Source organism: Streptomyces sp. NPDC088817 (assembly GCF_044750345.1).
Lineage (GTDB): Bacteria > Actinomycetota > Actinomycetes > Streptomycetales > Streptomycetaceae > Streptomyces.
This window is the reverse complement of sequence record NZ_JBIVJN010000013.1, coordinates 197,407-214,281: the sequence shown is the minus strand read 5'-3', so window position 1 is coordinate 214,281 and position 16,875 is coordinate 197,407. Positions and strand designations below refer to the sequence as shown.

Sequence of the window (16,875 nt, the reverse complement as noted above, 5' to 3'; positions counted from 1 at the left end):
GCGCCCGCGCAGGGAGTCTAGGGTCGCCAACTGCCTCTGAAAGATGTTGAGTCGGTCACACGGATGCGAGTTCGGACACCAGCCGGGCGGCCGTCGGCGCCGGAACGCCGTACCGCTCGGCGGCGCGCAGCACGGCGCCGCCGATGGCGTCGAGTTCCAGGGCGCGGCCGGCCTCGGCGTCACGCTGCATCGAGGACTTCATGCCGGCCGGAAACGTGTCGTACATCGCCAGCGTCCGGTCCGCGTCGAGCGGCGCCCCGGCGGCGCGGCCGACGGCGGTGATCTCGCCGACGAGGGTCAGCAGTTCCTCGCGGTGGTCGGTGCGAACCGTGCCGATGGCGGCGTCGTAGCGGGTGGTGAGGAGGGCGAAGGGGGCGAGGAAGGCCAGTTTCGCCCAGAGGACGGCGGTCTCGGAGCCGGCCACGCGGGTTCGCACCCCGGCGGACTCCAGCACGGCGGCCAGGCCGGTGAGCGGGTGCGCACTCGCCCCGGCCAGGTCGATGTCGGCGAACGGGCTGCCGTGCTCGATGACACCGGGCGCCACGCGGGTCGACTCGACGCGGATGACGCCCGCGGCCACCCGGTCGTCGCCGTAGCGGCGGCGCAGGGTCCCGGGGTGCTCGATGCCGTTGAGGAGCGGCAGGACGAGGCCGTCCGCGCCGAGCATGGCGGGCGGGACCCGGTCGAGGGCGGCGTCCAGGCTGGTGTGCTTGACGGCCACCACGCACAGGTCGACCGGCTCCCGCAGCTCGGTGTCCGCCTGGACCTTGGCGGTGAAGTCCCCGAACTGGCCGCTGCGCACCTGTATCCCGCCCTCGCGCAGGGACCGCGCCGTCGCGTCCCCGGCCAGGCAGATCACCCGGTGACCCGCCCGGGACAGCAGCGCGGCGAGCAGCCCGCCGACGCCGCCGGGACCGAGCACGGCCACGGTCCAGGGGCGGGGAGCACTCCTCGCGGAGGCGGCTTCGGTGGCGTCGGGCGCGGTGCTGGTCATGGCTGCGATGTCCCTTCGGTCGCGGCGAGCGGCACCCGTCGGGCGTGCCGCCGTCTCGTCGGGGGCCAACACCGCCGCGGCCCGGCGCATTTCCGGCCCCGGACCACCGCGCCGTCGGCGGGGACCCTGCCGGCCCGGTGCGGAGGCCGGGCGGGCCGCGCGGACGCCCGGCCGGCGGCGACCGGGGGACGCGGCCGCCCCGGCCGGCGCCCGGCACGTCCGCGGGGCCGAGGACCCGCGGCGGCCACCGGTTCAGGAGGCGAAGAACTCCGTCAGCACCGGCGCGAGCGCCCCCGGTTCCACCGCGTGGGTCTGGCCCTCCAGGACCCGGTACGTGCCCCGTGGCGCGGCCTCCGCGACCGCCCTGGCGGCCTCGCGAAGCCAGGACGGGCTCGCGCCGCCCGCCACGGACAGGACCGGCACGGTCACCGAGGCCAGCAGGTCGCGCGGGACCAGCCCGTCCCCCATCACGGCGTCGTCGTGGGCGAGCGTGGGCGCGATCGCCTCCATGCCCGCCCACATGGGGGACTGGCGGGCGCCGGCGATCATCTGCGGCGCCAGCCCGGTCAGCAGCAGGAACAGCTCCACGGCGTCCCCGCGCCGGCCCTCGGCGAGCGCCGAGGTCAGCGCGGCGGTGTACTCGGCGCGCTCCCGCCCGCCGCCCTCGTACACGGCGAACGGCACCTCGTAGACGGCGACCTGCCGCACCGGCAGCCCGCTCGCCGCCGCCCGCAGGGCCAGCGCGCCGCCGGAGGAGACGCCGTACAGCGCCGCCTCGCCGCCCACCGCGCCGATCAGCGCGGCCAGGTCCTCGATCTCGCGTTCCACCGCGTAGGGCGCCGTGTCCCCGCTCCCGCCACGGCCCCGGCGGTCGTAGACGACGGCGTCGCAGCGCTCCGACAACGCCGCGGCCAGCGACGCCACCGTGGCCCCCGTCGACATCGCGCCACTGACGAGGAGGACCACCGGGCCCTGCCCGGTGCGGTGGTAAGCGAGGGAGGTGCCGTCACGCGAGACGGTCTTCTTGTCCATGCCCGACATGCCAGTCATGCCACTGAAGACTGCCACGCGGCGGCGGCCTCATCGGGTCAAAACACCTCCACGTCGTAGAAGCACAGGTGGTCCTTGATCTCGGCGACACCCGGCTTCGGGTCGGGGTAGGCCCACACCAGGTCCGCCGCGCCGGGCAGGGACCAGTAGGACGCCGTGCCCTTGAAGGGGCAGTACGTGTGCGTGTCGGACGCCGCCAGGAGGTCGAGGCGGACGTCCTCGGGCGGCAGGTAGTAGCGCGGCGGGCACCCCGTCTCGCGCAGTACCAGGGCGCGGTCGCTCTCCGCGAGGACCTGGCCGTCGCGCACCACACGCACGCGTTCGCCGCTCTTGTCGATCGTGATCGTGTGTCCTTGGGTCATAGCCGTTACAGCACCCGCCGGGCCCCGCTTCTTCCCGCCCGCTCCCGCTCCTTCCCGCCCTCGGGGCCGGTGCCCCGCCGCGTACCGTGGGCGCATGAATATCTGCGTCTTCCTCTCCGCCGCCGACCTCGACGACCGCTACACCCGCCCCGCGCGGGACTTCGCCCGTCTGATCGGCAAGGGCGGCCACAGCCTGGTCTGGGGCGGATCCGACACCGGTCTGATGAAGGTGGTCGCGGACGGTGTGCAGGAGGCGGGCGGCCGGCTGATCGGCGTGTCGGTCGACTTCCTGTCGTCGAAGGCGCGGCCCGGCGCGGACGAGATGGTGATCGCCCGGGACCTCGCCGAGCGCAAGAGGCTGCTCCTGGAGAAGGCCGACGCCGTCGTCATCATGGTGGGCGGCACCGGCACGCTCGACGAGGCCACCGAGATCCTGGAGCTGAAGAAGCACGGCCGGACCGGCAAGCCGGTGGTGCTGCTGAACACCGACGGCTTCTACGACGGCCTCAAGCAGCAGTTCCGCCGGATGGAGGCGGACGGGTTCCTGCCCCGGCCGCTCGCCGAGCTGGTGTTCTTCGCCGAGGAGTCCGCGGGCGCGATGGCGTATCTGGACGAGGCGCTCCGCACCGGCTGAACCGGTGGTGCGAGCATGGCGGGCATGGCTACTCATGTGATCACCGGGGCCGGCTCCGGCATCGGCGCGGCCGTCGCCCGCCGCCTGCACGCGCGCGGGGACGAGCTCGTGCTGCACGCGCGCGACGCCGGGCGGGCCAAGGAACTGGCCGCCACGTTCCCCGGCGCCCGAACGCTCGTCGGCGACCTGGCCGAACCCGACCGGCTGAGCTGGGCGTTCTCCCACCAGACCCTGCCCGACCGGGTGGACTCCCTGCTCCACATCGCGGGCGTGGTCGACCTCGGCCCGGTCGGCGAACTCACCCCGAAGACCTGGCGCCACCAGCTCGACGTCAATCTGATCGCCCCCGCCGAGATGACCCGCCACTTCCTGCCCCAGCTCCGCGCCTCGCGCGGCCACGTGCTGTTCGTCAACTCGGGCGCGGGCCTGAGCGCCCACGCCGACTGGTCCGCGTACGCCGCCTCCAAGCACGGCCTGAAGGCGCTGGCGGACTCGCTGCGCCAGGAGGAGCACGGCAACGGCGTCCGGGTCACCTCGGTCTATCCGGGCCGCACCGCCAGCCGTATGCAGGCCAAGGTCCACCAGCAGGAGGGCAAGGAGTACGACCCCGGCAGGTGGATCGACCCCGACTCCGTCGCCACGACCATCGTCATGGCGCTCGACCTGCCGCGGGACGCGGAGGTCAACGACCTGACGGTGCGTCCGGGCCGGTGACGCGAGGCCGGCGGCGGTCCCGCGGGGCCGCCCCCTGAGGCGACCCCGACCCCCGCGGGTTGCGTAGGCTTCGCGGGTGAGCGACAACAGCCAGTTCAGGTTCGGTGCCGCCACCGGCGTCGGATCCATGCCCGGTGGGGACGCCCGGGAGGCCGTCAAGACCGTCACCGGCACCTTCGAGGACTTTCCCTTCCTGCCCGAGCTGCCCGCACGCGGCCCCGGCGCCGACATGATCGGGCGCACCGCGGGGATGCTCGTCGAGGTCTACGCGCGCGTGGAGCCCAGCGGCTGGCGGCTCGGGGACCGGCCCGGCCGGGACACCCGGCGGGCGAGGTCCTGGCTCGGGGAGGACCTCGACGCCCTTGAGGAGTACACCCAGGGGTACGAGGGTGCGCTGAAGGTGCAGGCGGTGGGGCCGTGGACACTCGCCGCCGCCCTGGAGCTCAGGAACGGCGAGTCGGCCCTGTCCGACCCCGGCGCCTGCCGGGACCTGGCCGGCTCGCTCGCCGAGGGGCTGCGGCTCCATCTCGCGGAGGTGCGCCGGCGCGTTCCCGGCGCCCGGCTCGTCCTCCAGCTCGACGAACCGTCCCTGACCGCCGTCCTGCGCGGGCAGGTGCGGACCGCCAGCGGCTACCGGACCCACCGCGCCGTCGACCGGCAGATCGTGGAGGCCACGCTGAGGGACGTCCTCGGGGCGCATGCCGAGGGACCCGTCGTGGTCCACTCGTGCGCTCCGGACGTCCCGCTCGCCCTGCTGCGCCGCGTGGGCGCCGCGGCGGTCTCCCTCGACGTCTCGCTTCTCACCGAGCGTGACGACGAGGCGATCGGGGAGGCGGTCGAGGCGGGCACCCGGCTCCTCGCCGGTGTCGTCCCCGGCACGGACGGCCCGTTGTCGGACCCTGCCGGTAGCGTCATGGGTGTCAGGACGATGTGGCGCAGGCTGGGGCTGCGGCCGGAGCTTCTCGCCGAGGCGGTCACGGTCACTCCGGCGTGCGGACTCGCGGGCGCTTCCCCCGCGTACGCGCGCCGGGTGCTCGCCCACTGCGTCCGGGCGGCGAGATCGCTCGCGGACAACCCAGAGTAACGGGAGGACAACACGGTGGCCGGCGACAAGCAGCAAGCGGAGACAACGGTGCCCGCCGAGGCACGGGAGAAGCACGCGCGGCTCGCGGAGCAGGTCGAGGAGCACCGCTTCCGGTACTACGTCAAAGACGCTCCCATCATCAGCGACGCGGAGTTCGACCAGCTCCTGCGCTCGCTGGAGGCGCTGGAGGAGGAGTACCCGGAGCTGCGCACGCCCGACTCGCCGACCCAGAAGGTCGCCGTGGCGTACGAGACCGGCCTCGCCGAGGTCGAGCACCGCCGGCGGATGCTCTCCCTGGACAACGTCTTCGACGACGAGGGGCTCGCCGCCTGGATGGACCGGGTCGCCAAGGACGTCGGCACCACAGGGCACCATTTCCTGTGCGAACTCAAGGTCGACGGCCTCGCGGTCAACCTGACCTACGAGGACGGCCGACTCACCCGCGCGGCCACCCGCGGCGACGGCCGCTTCGGCGAGGACATCACGCCCAACGTGAGGACGATCTCCGAGATCCCGCACCGGCTGAACGGCGACCGCGTGCCGAGCCTGGTGGAGATCCGCGGGGAGGTCTACTTCCCCATGGAGGCCTTCCAGGACCTCAACGCCCGCCGTGTCGAGGCAGGCGAGAAGCCGTACGCCAACCCCCGCAACTCCGCCTCCGGTTCGCTGCGCCAGAAGGACCCCAAGGTCACCGCGACCCTGCCGCTGCACATGGTGGTCCACGGCATCGGCGCCCTGGAGGGGTACGAGGGCCTGACCCGCCTCTCCGAGGCCTACGAACTGCTCAGGTCCTGGGGCCTGCCCACCTCCCGGCACAACAGGGTCGTCGACGACCTCGACGGCGTCCGCGCTTTCATCGCCCACTACGGCGAGAACCGCCACTCCGTGGAGCACGAGATCGACGGCGTCGTCGTCAAGCTCGACGAGATCCCGCTCCAGGGCCGCCTGGGCTCCACCTCGCGCGCGCCGCGCTGGGCGATCGCGTACAAGTACGCGCCGGAGGAGGTCAACACCAAGCTCCTCAACATCCGTGTGGGTGTGGGCCGCACCGGCCGGGTCACGCCGTACGCGCAGGTCGAGCCCAAGACGGTGGCCGGTTCCGAGGTCGAGTTCGCCACCCTGCACAACCAGGACGTCGTCAAGGCCAAGGGCGTGCTCATCGGCGACACGGTCGTGCTGCGCAAGGCCGGTGACGTCATCCCGGAGATCCTCGGGCCGGTCGTCGACCTGCGCGACGGCAGCGAGCGCGAGTTCGTGATGCCCGCCGAGTGCCCCGAGTGCGGTACGCCGCTCAGGCCGATGAAGGAGGGCGACGTCGACCTGCGCTGCCCCAACGCGCGTGCGTGCCCTGCCCAGTTGCGTGAGCGCCTGTTCTATCTGGCGGGCCGCAAGGCGCTGGACATCGAGCACTTCGGCTATGTCGCCGCGGCCGCCCTCACCAAGCCGCTGGAGCCCGCCGAGCCGCCGCTGAAGGACGAGGGCGACCTGTTCGACCTGACGGTGGAGCAACTGCTGCCCATCAAGGCCTACGTCCTCGACCAGGACAGCGGTCTGCCCAAGCGCGACCCGAAGACCGGCGAGGAGAAGGTCGTCACGGTCTTCGCCAACCAGCAGGGCGAGCCGAAGAAGAACGCGCTGGCGATGCTGGAGAACATCCGGGCCGCCAGGCAGCGCCCCCTCGCCCGCGTGCTCACGGGACTGTCGATCCGTCATGTCGGACCGGTCGCGGCCCAGGCGCTGGCCCGGGAGTTCCGTTCCATCGACCGCATCGAGCAGGCCGGTGAGGAGGAGCTGGCGAACACGGAGGGCGTCGGTCCGATCATCGCCGCCTCGCTCAAGGAGTGGTTCGCCGAGGAGTGGCACCAGGAGATCCTGCGCAAGTGGCGCGAGGCCGGCGTCCGCATGGAGGAGGAGAGCTCCGGCGAGGACGAAGGCCCGCGCCCGCTGGGGGGACTGACGGTCGTGGTGACCGGCACCCTGGAGCAGTTCACCCGCGACGGCGCCAAGGAGGCGCTGCAGACGCGTGGGGCGAAGGTGACCGGTTCGGTGTCGAAGAAGACCTCCTTCGTGGTCGTCGGTGACAACCCCGGTTCGAAGTACGACAAGGCGATGCAACTCAAAGTGCCCGTGCTGAACGAGGACGGTTTCGGCGTCCTCCTGGAGCGCGGACCGGACGCGGCGGCCGAAGTCGCGCTTCCGGCCGACGAGTAGCGGTTGAACTCCGCCCGTTCGGCGCATACCAGATGCATACGGGTGGCCGGGGCGCATTCGGGCAACCGTCGACGACCGCTGCCCGTGGAAGCCCTCCGCGGCCTACTGTTGAGCTGTGCGCCCGCCGTGCCCAACCGCGGTCGGGGCATCCCCGTGCTCGTCAGGAGTGCGTGGAAGGGTTTTTCAGCGCGGTGCCGTCCAGGGGTCGTGGGGCATCGGGCCGCGTGGCGTGGGCAACCGCCGGCTGTGAGAGGGACGGGAATGGAACCGACCGAGAGCGCCGCCCCGCACTCACGGCTGCGCCGGCTGGCCGGCGCATGGCGGGGGAGACGGGAGCGGACGCCGGCGCGTCCGGGCGCGACGGAGTACGCCGGACGCGTTGCGGGACAGTACACCGTCGCGCGCGCCCGCGCCTCCGCACACACGGCCGTCGAACGCTTCTCCGCACTGCCCGGCACGGAACCCGAACGGCACCCGGCCCGCACCGCGTTGCCCGCGTCGATCGTCGCCGCGGCCGTGTCCGTGCTGGGCGTCGGCGTGTACCGGGCGTTCACCGAGCACCACGCGCTCTTCCCGTCCGGCACGGCCGGCTGGTGCCTGGCGCTGCTCACCGGCGTCATCGTCGGTCACCTGGTCATGCTCGGCCGGGCCCGCTGGTGGGGCGGCACCGGCTCGGGCGCCACCCTCACCGTCGCCGTGCTGCTGCTCTACGGCTGGGTGCCCGCCGGCATGGTCAGCCTCACCGTCGTCGTCCTGGTCGCGGCGGCCCGGCGCCACCGCTCGCGGCAGGGCGTGCTGCACGGGGCGGTGGACATCATCGGCATCGGCGCCGGCGGCCTGGTGCTGGGCGCCTTCGGCCGCGTACCGACCGTGGAGAGCCCCTGGAGCCCGTCCGGCTGGACCACCTCCACCGTGGCCCCGGTCGTACTGGCGGCGGGAGCCTATCTGCTCGTCACCCGCGGCTTGCTCTGGTTCGTGCACCACTCCCGCGGCCGCGGAGTGCCCACCGTCGCCCGCACCGCCGTGATCAGACAGGGTCTGGTCGCCGTCGCCCTGCTCGGCATCTCCCCGCTGGTCTGCGTCGTGGCGGTGGCCAAACCGGTCCTGCTGCCGCTGTTCGCCGTCCCGCTCATCGCCCTCGACTCCTCCCTGTGGATAGCCCGCGCCCGGGCGGAGGAGCAGCTGCGCGATCCGCTGACCGGACTGCCCAACCGGCAGTGGCTCCTGGAGCGCATCTGGACCGCCCTGGACGACGCCGAACGCATCGGCGCCCGGTCCGCGCTGATGCTGATCGACCTGGACCGGTTCCGGTCGGTCAACGACACGCTCGGTCATCTCGCCGGAGACCGGCTGCTGTTGCAGATCGCCGACCGGCTGCGGCAGGCGCTGCCGCGCGGGGCGGAGGCCGCGCGGCTCGGCGGCGACGAGTTCGCCGTGCTGCTGCCGGTCGCCGACTCCACGACGTCCGCGACCCGGATCGCGCGCGCCCTGGTCACCGTCCTCAGCTCCCCGCTCGACCTCGACGGGCTCACCCTGGTCCTGGAGGCCAGCGCGGGAGTCGCCGTCTTCCCCGACCACGCCCTGGACGCCGAAGGCCTGCTGCGCCGGGCGGACGTGGCGATGTACCAGGCCAAGCGGGACCGCACGGGCGTGGAGGTCTACGAGTCCAAGCGGGACTCCAACACCCCCGACCGGCTGGGGCTGCTGGGCGATCTGCGCCGAGCCCTCGACGCCCACGAGGTCCAGCTGCACTACCAGCCGAAGGTCCGCTTCGACGGACAGGTCGCGGGCCTGGAGGCGCTGGTCCGCTGGGTGCACCCCGAGCGCGGCAAGGTGCCGCCGGACGAGTTCATAGCGATCGCCGAGTCCTCGGGCCTGATGCCCCATCTGACGGAGTACGTGCTGGAGACCGCGCTCGCGCAGGTGGCCCGGTGGCGGGCCCAGGGCCTGTACGTGCCGGTCGCGGTCAACGTCTCCCCGCGCGACGTGCACATACCCGGGTTCGCCGGTTCGGTCGCCGCGCGGCTTGCCCGGCACGGCGTGCCGGCGGGAGCGCTCCAACTGGAGATCACCGAGCACGTCCTGCTGGAGGACCCGCAGCGGGCCGCCGACACCCTGCACGCCCTGACCGGGCACGGTGTGAAGATGTCGCTGGACGACTTCGGCACCGGCTACTCCTCGCTGGTGCACCTGCGCCGGCTGCCGGTGAGCGAGCTGAAGATCGACCGCTCGTTCGTGGCCCGCCTCGCGGTCGACACCGAGGACGCCGAGATCGTGCGCTGCACCGTCGACCTCGCGCACTCCCTGGGTCTGCTGGTCGTCGCGGAGGGCGTCGAGGACGACGAGACCTGGGAACGCCTGCGGGACCTCGGCTGCGACGCCGTACAGGGCTGGCTCGTCGCGGCCGCGATGCCGCCGGAGGAGACGACGGCTTGGCTGCGGGCGCGCGGGTCGCGCGGCTGGCAGCGGCCCGCCGCGGCACTGCCCGCGGCGGCGGCCGACGAGTGACGCTCCCCGCCCGCGGGACGGGGTCCGGGAAACCGTTTCACGGCCACCCCGCCACGCCCCATAGGATTGAGCCAAAGCACACACACTCACCCCAGAGGATCGCTGCATGCCTGGCATCACGCGCGAGGAGGTCGCCCACCTCGCCCGGCTGGCGCGTCTGGAGCTGAAGCCCGAGGAACTCGACCACCTCGCGGGACAGCTCGACGACATCATCGGCGCGGTGGCCCGCGTCAGCGAGGTCGCCGACCAAGACGTACCGCCGACCTCCCACCCGCTGCCGCTGACCAACGTCATGCGCGCGGACGAGGTCCGTCCGTCGCTCACCTCCGAGCAGGCGCTCTCCGGCGCCCCGGCCCAGGAGCAGCAGCGTTTCAAGGTGCCGCAGATCCTGGGTGAGGAGTGAGAACCGTGACGGACATGAACAGCATCATCAGGCTCACCGCCGCCGAGACCGCCGAGAAGATCGCCTCCGGCGAGCTCACGGCCGTCGAGGTCACCGAGGCCCACCTGGCCCGGATCGAGGCCGTCGACGAGAAGGTGCACGCCTTCCTGCACGTCGACCGCGAGGGCGCGCTCGCGCAGGCCCGCGCCGTCGACGCGAAGCGGGAGCGCGGCGAGAAGCTCGGCCCGCTGGCCGGCGTGCCGCTCGCGCTCAAGGACATCTTCACCACCGAGGGCGTGCCGACCACGGTCGGCTCCAAGATCCTCGAGGGCTGGATCCCGCCGTACGACGCGACGCTCACCAGGCGGCTGAAGGACGCCGACGTGGTGATCCTCGGCAAGACCAACATGGACGAGTTCGCCATGGGGTCCTCCACCGAGAACAGCGCCTACGGGCCCACCGGCAACCCCTGGGACCTCACCAGGATCCCCGGCGGCTCCGGCGGCGGTTCGAGCGCCGCGCTCGCCTCCTACCAGGCCCCGCTCGCCATCGGCACCGACACCGGCGGCTCCATCCGCCAGCCGGCCGCCGTCACCGGCACGGTCGGCGTGAAGCCGACGTACGGCGCGGTCTCCCGCTACGGCATGGTCGCCTTCTCCTCCTCCCTCGACCAGGGCGGCCCCTGCGCCCGTACGGTCCTGGACGCGGCCCTGCTGCACGAGGTGATCGCCGGGCACGACCCGCTCGACTCCACCTCCATCGACGAGCCGGTCCCGCCGGTCGTCGAGGCCGCCCGCAACGGCAGCGTCGCCGGCATGCGAGTCGGCGTCGTCAAGCAGTTCCGCGGCGAGGGCTACCAGGCCGGCGTCATCCAGCGGTTCGACGAGTCCGTCGAACTGCTCAAGGAGCTGGGCGCCGAGATCGTCGAGCTGGACTGCCCGTCCTTCGACCTGGCCCTGTCGGCGTACTACCTGATCGCGCCGTCCGAGTGCTCGTCCAACCTGGCCCGCTTCGACGGCCTGCGCTACGGCCTGCGCACCGGCGACGACGGCACGCACTCCGCCGAGGAGGTCACCTCCCTCACCCGTGAGGAGGGCTTCGGCGCCGAGGTCAAGCGCCGGATCATGCTCGGTACGTACGCGCTGAGCTCCGGCTACTACGACGCGTACTACGGCAGCGCCCAGAAGGTCCGCACCCTGATCAAGCGGGACTTCGACTCGGCGTTCGAGCAGGTCGACGTGATCGTCTCCCCGACGACCCCGACCACCGCCTTCGCGATCGGCGAGCGCGCCGACGACCCGATGGCGATGTACCTCGCCGACCTGTGCACCATCCCGACCAACCTGGCGGGGAACGCGGCCATGTCGCTGCCCTGCGGTCTCGCCCCGGAGGACAACCTCCCGGTGGGCCTGCAGATCATCGCCCCGGTGATGAAGGACGACCGGCTGTACAAGGTGGGTGCCGCCGTCGAGGCCGCCTTCGTGGAAAAGTGGGGTCACCCGCTGCTCGAGGAGGCTCCGTCGCTGTGAGTAAGGCACTCGCCAAGGCCAAGGGCTTCAAGAAGTCCAAGTCCGGTACGTACCTGTCCATGGCCACCACCGCGTTCGGCGCGGTCGGTGTCGCCAAGCAGATCAAGAAGGCCCGCGCCGAGCACGACACGCTGCGCCTGATCGACGCGACCGTGTCCGCCGTAGCGATCGTCACCGGCCTCGCCATCCTCTACCGCGAGCTGAAGCGGCTGGGCGACGACGACGTCCTGCTGGGCTGAGAGGGAAGTTTTCATCGTGACCACCACGACCGACCTGGTGTCGTACGAGGACGCGCTGGCGTCGTACGACCCCGTCATGGGCCTCGAGGTCCATGTCGAACTCGGCACCGCCACCAAGATGTTCTGCGGCTGCTCGACCGCGCTCGGCGCCGAGCCGAACACCCAGACCTGCCCGACCTGCCTCGGCCTGCCCGGCGCGCTCCCGGTCGTCAACGCGACCGGCGTGGAGTCCGCCATCAGGATCGGCCTCGCGCTGCACTGCGAGATCGCCGAGTGGTGCCGCTTCGCCCGGAAGAACTACTTCTATCCGGACATGCCGAAGAACTTCCAGACCTCCCAGTACGACGAGCCGATCGCCTTCAACGGCTACCTCGACGTGCAGCTGGAGGACGGCGAGACCTTCCGCGTGGAGATCGAGCGCGCCCACATGGAGGAGGACACCGGCAAGTCGACGCACGTCGGCGGCGCCACCGGCCGCATCCACGGCGCGTCCCACTCGCTGCTGGACTACAACCGCGCCGGCATCCCGCTGATCGAGATCGTCACCAAGCCGATCACCGGCGCCGGCGAGCGCGCCCCCGAGGTGGCCAAGGCGTACGTCCGCGAGCTGCGCGAGCTCATCCGGGCCCTCGGCGTGTCCGAGGCCCGGATGGAGATGGGCCAGATGCGCTGCGACGTCAACCTGTCGCTGATGCCCAAGGGCGCCGACAAGTTCGGCACCCGCTCCGAGACGAAGAACGTCAACTCGCTGCGGTCCGTGGAGCGCGCGGCCCGCTTCGAGATCCAGCGCCACGCCGCCGTGCTGAACGGCGGCGGCACGGTGATCCAGGAGACCCGCCACTTCCACGAGGACACGGGGTCCACGACCTCCGGCCGCGTCAAGGAGGAGGCCGAGGACTACCGGTACTTCCCCGAGCCGGACCTGGTCCCGGTGGCGCCCTCGCGCGAGTGGGTCGAGGAGATCCGCTCCGCGCTGCCCGAGCTGCCGCTGGTGCGCCGCAACCGGCTCCGCGAGGAGTGGGGCGTCTCGGCCACCGAGATGCAGGCCATCCTCAACGCCGGTGCCCTGGACCTCATCGTCGCCACGATCGACGCGGGCGCGGACGCCGCCTCCGCCCGCAAGTGGTGGATGGGCGAGCTGGCGCGTGCCGCCAACGAGTCCGGCAAGGCGCTGGACGAGCTGTCGATCACGCCGGCGCAGGTGGCCCGGGTCACCGAGCTGGTCACCGGGGGCGAGCTGAACGACAAGCTGGCCCGCCAGGTCATCGAGGGCGTCCTCGCCGGCGAGGGCACGCCGGACGAGGTCGTCGACAAGCGCGGTCTGAAGGTGGTCTCCGACGAGGGCGCGCTGACCGCCGCCGTCGACGAGGCCATCGCCGGCAACCCGGGCGTCGCGGACAAGATCCGCGGCGGCAAGGTGGCCGCGGCCGGCGCCCTGGTCGGCGCGGTCATGAAGGCCACCCGCGGCCAGGCCGACGCGGCCCGCGTCAAGGAGCTGATCCTGGAGAAGCTCGGCGTCGAGGGCTGAGCCCGCGAACCGTCTCGGGGGGTGCGCCGGTTCCGGTGCACCCCCCGCGTCATGCCCGCCCGGGGGCCGCGGCCCACCCCCCGTCGGTGGCGTCGGACGGAGGCGCTACGCTCGCGCGCCATGAGTGGACGCGCCGATTCCAAAACGCACCCCGAGATATCCGGGGCCGACGACATCGAGGCGCCCGGACCGCAGGACCACCCCGAGGACGACGTCGATGTCGACGTCGGCGAGGGCGACGCGGTGGACGAAGACCGCGCCCGGGCCGCCGACGAGGACAGTGCCGCCGACGAGGACGACGCCGAGACGGAGGACGACGCCGAGGACGAGCTGGAGGACCCCGCCGAGGTCGCGCGCCGCGCCCGGTGGGCCGCTGCCGGGACCGGGGCCCTGCTCACGCTCGCCGGACTCGCCGCCTCGCTGCTGCGGCTGTCCCGCGCGGCCTCCGCGCTCGTACCGGCCGCCTATGCCGCCGGCGCCGCCGTCTGCGCCGTGGCGGCCGTCATCGGCTCCCGGGGACGCACCCGGCGGGCACTGTGGCTGCTGATCGCCGGGACGATGGTGATGGCGCTCGGGGACCAGCTCGACTGACCGCGCGGCGGGCCGGCGGCGGGCCGGCGGTGGACGGGCGACGGACCGGTGGTGGACGCCCGGTGGATTCTCGGGATCCGTGCGGCGAACGTCCGGTGGGGCGACAGACTTCCTGGAATCGTCCTGTGAATTGGGTCGCACTGATGTGAATCGTCCCACGAACGGGCTAAACGATCATATTCGCCTGCAAGAGTGTCTTCAGATTGCTCATGCGTTCTTTGCGGGCCGTTCCGATCACGGACGTCTGTTCCCGGTCAAAGATCCACAAATCACCCTGGGAGCACGTTCGTGGCAGCCCTAGCGCGTTGGTGTGTCCGGCACCGCCTCGTCGTCGTACTGCTCTGGCTCCTCGCCTTCGGCGGGATCACCGCGGCCGCCTCGGTCACCGGCTCCGCGTACTCCAACGACTACGAGGTCCCCGGCACCGAGTCGGGACGCGCCACCCAGCTGCTCAAGGAGGGCTTCCCGGGACTCGGCGGCGACAGCGACACCGTCGTCTGGCACACCGGGTCCGGCACGGTGCGCGCCCCGGACGTCGAGCAGACGATGACCCGCACCCTGGACAGGATCGCCGCGCTGCCCCAGGTGGCGTCCGTGACCAGCCCCTACACGGACCAGGGCGTGGGCTCCGACCAGATCAGCCCCGACGGGCACACCGCGTACGCCACCGTCACCTTCACCCGCCCGTCCCAGGACATCACCAAGCCCCAGGCCGAGGCCGTGGTCGAAGCGGCCAAGGCGGCCGACGCCGACGGGCTCCAGGTGGAACTCGGCGGCAGCGCGATCAGCCTCACCGCGGCCTCCGGCGACCACACCGCCGAGATCGTCGGCGTGCTCGTCGCCGCCGCGGTGCTGCTCGTCGCCTTCGGCTCGCTCGCCGCGGCCGTGCTGCCCATCGCCAGCGCGCTGCTGAGCGTGGGCACCGCGCACGCCGCCATCGGACTCCTCGGCCACGCCATGACGGTCGCCGACTTCGCGCCCATGCTGGGCATGCTGATCGGACTCGGCGTCGGCATCGACTACGCGCTGTTCATCGTCACCCGGCACCGGCGCGGGCTGAAACGCGGACTCACCCCCACCGAGGCCGTCACGAACGCCGTCGCCACCACCGGACGCGCCGTCGTCTTCGCGGGCGCCACGGTGTGCATCGCCCTGCTCGGGATGCTCATCCTGCGACTGGGCTTCCTCAACGGCGTGGCGGTCGCCGCCTCCCTGACCGTCGTCCTCACCGTCGCCGCCTCGGTGACCGTGCTGCCCGCGCTGCTATCCTTCGTCGGCCCGCGCGCCCTCAGCCGCCGCGAACGGCGCCGCCTGGCCGAGCACGGGCCCGTACCCGAGGTGCCCACCGGGTTCGCCGCCCGCTGGTCGGCCTTCGTCGAACGCCACCCCAAGGCGCTCGGCGTCGTCGCCCTCGCCGTCATCACCGTGCTGGCGCTGCCCACGCTCTCCCTCCACCTCGGCACCTCCGACCAGGGCAACGACCCCGGCACCTCGACCACCCGGAAGGCGTACGACCTCGTCGCCAAGGGCTTCGGGCCGGGCGTCAACGGGCCGCTCACCCTGGTGACCCGGGTGGACGGGGCCGAGGGCAGACTCACCCTGGACAACCTCGACACCACCCTGCGCGCCACCGAGGGCGTCGCCGCGGTGACTCCGGCGACCTACAACTCCAGCGGCACCGTGGCCTATCTGACCGTGGTCCCCGACTCCGCGCCGCAGTCCCAGCGCACCAGCGACCTCGTCCAGCGGCTGCGCACCGACGTGCTGCCCCGCGCCGAGACCGGCACCACGCTCGACCTGCACGTCGGTGGGGTCACCGCCGGATACGACGACTTCGCCGGCGTGATCATCGGCAGACTGCCGCTGTTCGTCGGCGTGGTGGTCGGCCTCGGCTGCGTCCTGCTGCTGCTCGCCTTCCGGTCCCTCGGCATCCCGCTGAAGGCCGCCGCGATGAACATCGCCGCCGTCGCCGCCGCTTTCGGCGTCGTCGTCACGATCTTCCAGTGGGGCTGGGGCAGCGAGTTCCTCGGCCTCGGCCGGGCGGGACCGATCGAGCCCTTCCTCCCCGTGATCATGGTCTCGGTGCTCTTCGGGCTCTCCATGGACTACCAGGTCTTCCTGGTCAGCCGGATGTACGAGGAGTGGCTGGAGACCGGCGACAACCGGCGGGCCGTCCGTGTCGGCCTCGCCGAGACCAGCCGGGTGATCAACTCCGCCGCGGTCATCATGATCTCGGTCTTCCTCGCCTTCGTGCTCAGCGGCGACCGCGTGATCGCCATGTTCGGCATCGCGCTCGCCTCCGCCGTCGCCCTCGACGCCTTCGTGCTGCGCACCCTGCTCGTGCCCGCCCTGATGCACCTGCTCGGCCGCGCCAACTGGTGGCTGCCGCGCCGCCTCGACCGCGTACTCCCCCGGATCAGCATCGAGCCGCCCGAGTGCCGCGCCGCGCACGAGAGGCTCACGGACGTCGTGGGCGAACTGGCCACGGAGACGCGGCAGGACGTACGCGACACCCCTGCGTGAGGGAGCCCCCTAGCCCCGCCCTTACACAGGGCGGCGGCGAATCGTGGCCGCCTTACCCGTCCCGCCCGGTGCCTTACGGCCCTGCCGCGGCCCGCCGCACACACGCCTAAGGCACCCCGCACGGGGAAGATGCGGCACTCTCCCGATGTGGCCCGACCCCCTCGGAGACGACAGTGGAGGCATCGCGGAAAGCGACGCCGAAAACCACCGCTCACCGGGGAGACACCGTGTTCCACTACGAACTGCACCAGCTCCGCTCCGCCGAACTCGGCCGCATCGCCGAGCGGGACCGCCTGGTCCGCGAGGTCCTGCGCGCCCGCCGTGCCGCCCGCCGCTCGGCCGGTGGACGGACCGCCGAGGCGGAGCCCCATACCCACCGCCCGCACCGGCACCGGTTCACCCGAGCGGCGTGAACACGCGCCGGCGGGACTTCGGCAGCCAGGAAGGTCCCGGCTCCACGGGGGTGGACCGGGGCCTTCCGCCCGTACGTCCGCCCGCCGTGCGGAAAACGGGTGCCGCGCTGTCG

Annotated in this window: 15 protein-coding genes; 12 read left to right on the top strand and 3 right to left on the bottom strand. The window is 72.6% G+C overall.

The window, feature by feature from the left end; translation table 11 throughout:
- Nucleotides 1-55: 55 nt before the first annotated feature.
- From ACIP4X_RS24120 to ACIP4X_RS24110, 3 genes are all read right to left on the bottom strand, one after another.
- Entirely contained in the window at nt 56-994 is a 939-nt protein-coding gene (locus ACIP4X_RS24120; protein WP_358735724.1) for a 2-dehydropantoate 2-reductase, read from the bottom strand.
- 252 nt (nt 995-1,246) lie between these two features.
- Nucleotides 1,247-2,026, bottom strand: a complete 780-nt coding sequence (locus ACIP4X_RS24115; protein WP_401350565.1) for an alpha/beta fold hydrolase — start codon at nt 2,024-2,026, stop codon at nt 1,247-1,249.
- Between the two features lie 56 nt (nt 2,027-2,082).
- Complete coding sequence (locus ACIP4X_RS24110) at nt 2,083-2,406, bottom strand: DUF427 domain-containing protein (RefSeq protein WP_358735721.1); 324 nt, start codon at nt 2,404-2,406, stop codon at nt 2,083-2,085.
- A 94-nt stretch (nt 2,407-2,500) separates the two neighbouring features.
- On the opposite strand from ACIP4X_RS24110, the gene ACIP4X_RS24105 reads away from it, so the two are divergent.
- From ACIP4X_RS24105 to ACIP4X_RS24050, 12 genes are all read left to right on the top strand, one after another.
- Nucleotides 2,501-3,040 carry a TIGR00730 family Rossman fold protein gene (locus ACIP4X_RS24105; RefSeq protein WP_358735719.1) on the top strand — a complete coding sequence of 180 codons (540 nt, stop codon included), beginning with the start codon at nt 2,501-2,503 and terminating at the stop codon, nt 3,038-3,040.
- Between the two features lie 15 nt (nt 3,041-3,055).
- Nucleotides 3,056-3,754 (top strand): SDR family oxidoreductase, encoded by a 699-nt coding sequence (locus tag ACIP4X_RS24100; RefSeq protein WP_391458224.1) that lies wholly within the window; start codon nt 3,056-3,058, stop codon nt 3,752-3,754.
- A 76-nt stretch (nt 3,755-3,830) separates the two neighbouring features.
- On the top strand, nt 3,831-4,838 hold the full coding sequence (locus ACIP4X_RS24095) for a methionine synthase (RefSeq protein WP_401350503.1): 1,008 nt from the start codon (nt 3,831-3,833) through the stop codon (nt 4,836-4,838).
- A gap of 15 nt (nt 4,839-4,853) precedes the next feature.
- A complete protein-coding gene (ligA, locus tag ACIP4X_RS24090; protein ID WP_358735714.1) occupies nt 4,854-7,049 on the top strand; it encodes an NAD-dependent DNA ligase LigA in 2,196 nt (731 codons plus the stop codon).
- 261 nt (nt 7,050-7,310) lie between these two features.
- Entirely contained in the window at nt 7,311-9,557 is a 2,247-nt protein-coding gene (locus ACIP4X_RS24085) for a putative bifunctional diguanylate cyclase/phosphodiesterase (protein WP_401350501.1), read from the top strand.
- A 106-nt stretch (nt 9,558-9,663) separates the two neighbouring features.
- The gene (gene gatC, locus ACIP4X_RS24080; RefSeq protein WP_100572135.1) at nt 9,664-9,960 is read left to right on the top strand and encodes an Asp-tRNA(Asn)/Glu-tRNA(Gln) amidotransferase subunit GatC; all 297 of its coding nucleotides are present in this window, start codon (nt 9,664-9,666) and stop codon (nt 9,958-9,960) included.
- Between the two features lie 5 nt (nt 9,961-9,965).
- The gene (gatA, locus tag ACIP4X_RS24075) at nt 9,966-11,468 is read left to right on the top strand and encodes an Asp-tRNA(Asn)/Glu-tRNA(Gln) amidotransferase subunit GatA (protein WP_358735710.1); all 1,503 of its coding nucleotides are present in this window, start codon (nt 9,966-9,968) and stop codon (nt 11,466-11,468) included.
- Nucleotides 11,465-11,707 (top strand): hypothetical protein, encoded by a 243-nt coding sequence (locus ACIP4X_RS24070; RefSeq protein ID WP_100572134.1) that lies wholly within the window; start codon nt 11,465-11,467, stop codon nt 11,705-11,707. Before gatA ends, ACIP4X_RS24070 begins: the two co-directional genes overlap by 4 nt.
- Before the next feature lie 13 nt (nt 11,708-11,720).
- Nucleotides 11,721-13,235 (top strand): Asp-tRNA(Asn)/Glu-tRNA(Gln) amidotransferase subunit GatB, encoded by a 1,515-nt coding sequence (gene gatB / locus ACIP4X_RS24065; protein WP_358735769.1) that lies wholly within the window; start codon nt 11,721-11,723, stop codon nt 13,233-13,235.
- Nucleotides 13,236-13,355: 120 nt separating this feature from the next.
- Nucleotides 13,356-13,826 (top strand): hypothetical protein, encoded by a 471-nt coding sequence (locus ACIP4X_RS24060; protein WP_358735708.1) that lies wholly within the window; start codon nt 13,356-13,358, stop codon nt 13,824-13,826.
- Between the two features lie 288 nt (nt 13,827-14,114).
- On the top strand, nt 14,115-16,349 hold the full coding sequence (locus ACIP4X_RS24055) for an MMPL family transporter (RefSeq protein WP_401350497.1): 2,235 nt from the start codon (nt 14,115-14,117) through the stop codon (nt 16,347-16,349).
- Nucleotides 16,350-16,576: 227 nt separating this feature from the next.
- Nucleotides 16,577-16,762 (top strand): hypothetical protein, encoded by a 186-nt coding sequence (locus ACIP4X_RS24050; protein WP_358735704.1) that lies wholly within the window; start codon nt 16,577-16,579, stop codon nt 16,760-16,762.
- The last annotated feature ends 113 nt before the right edge of the window (nt 16,763-16,875 follow it).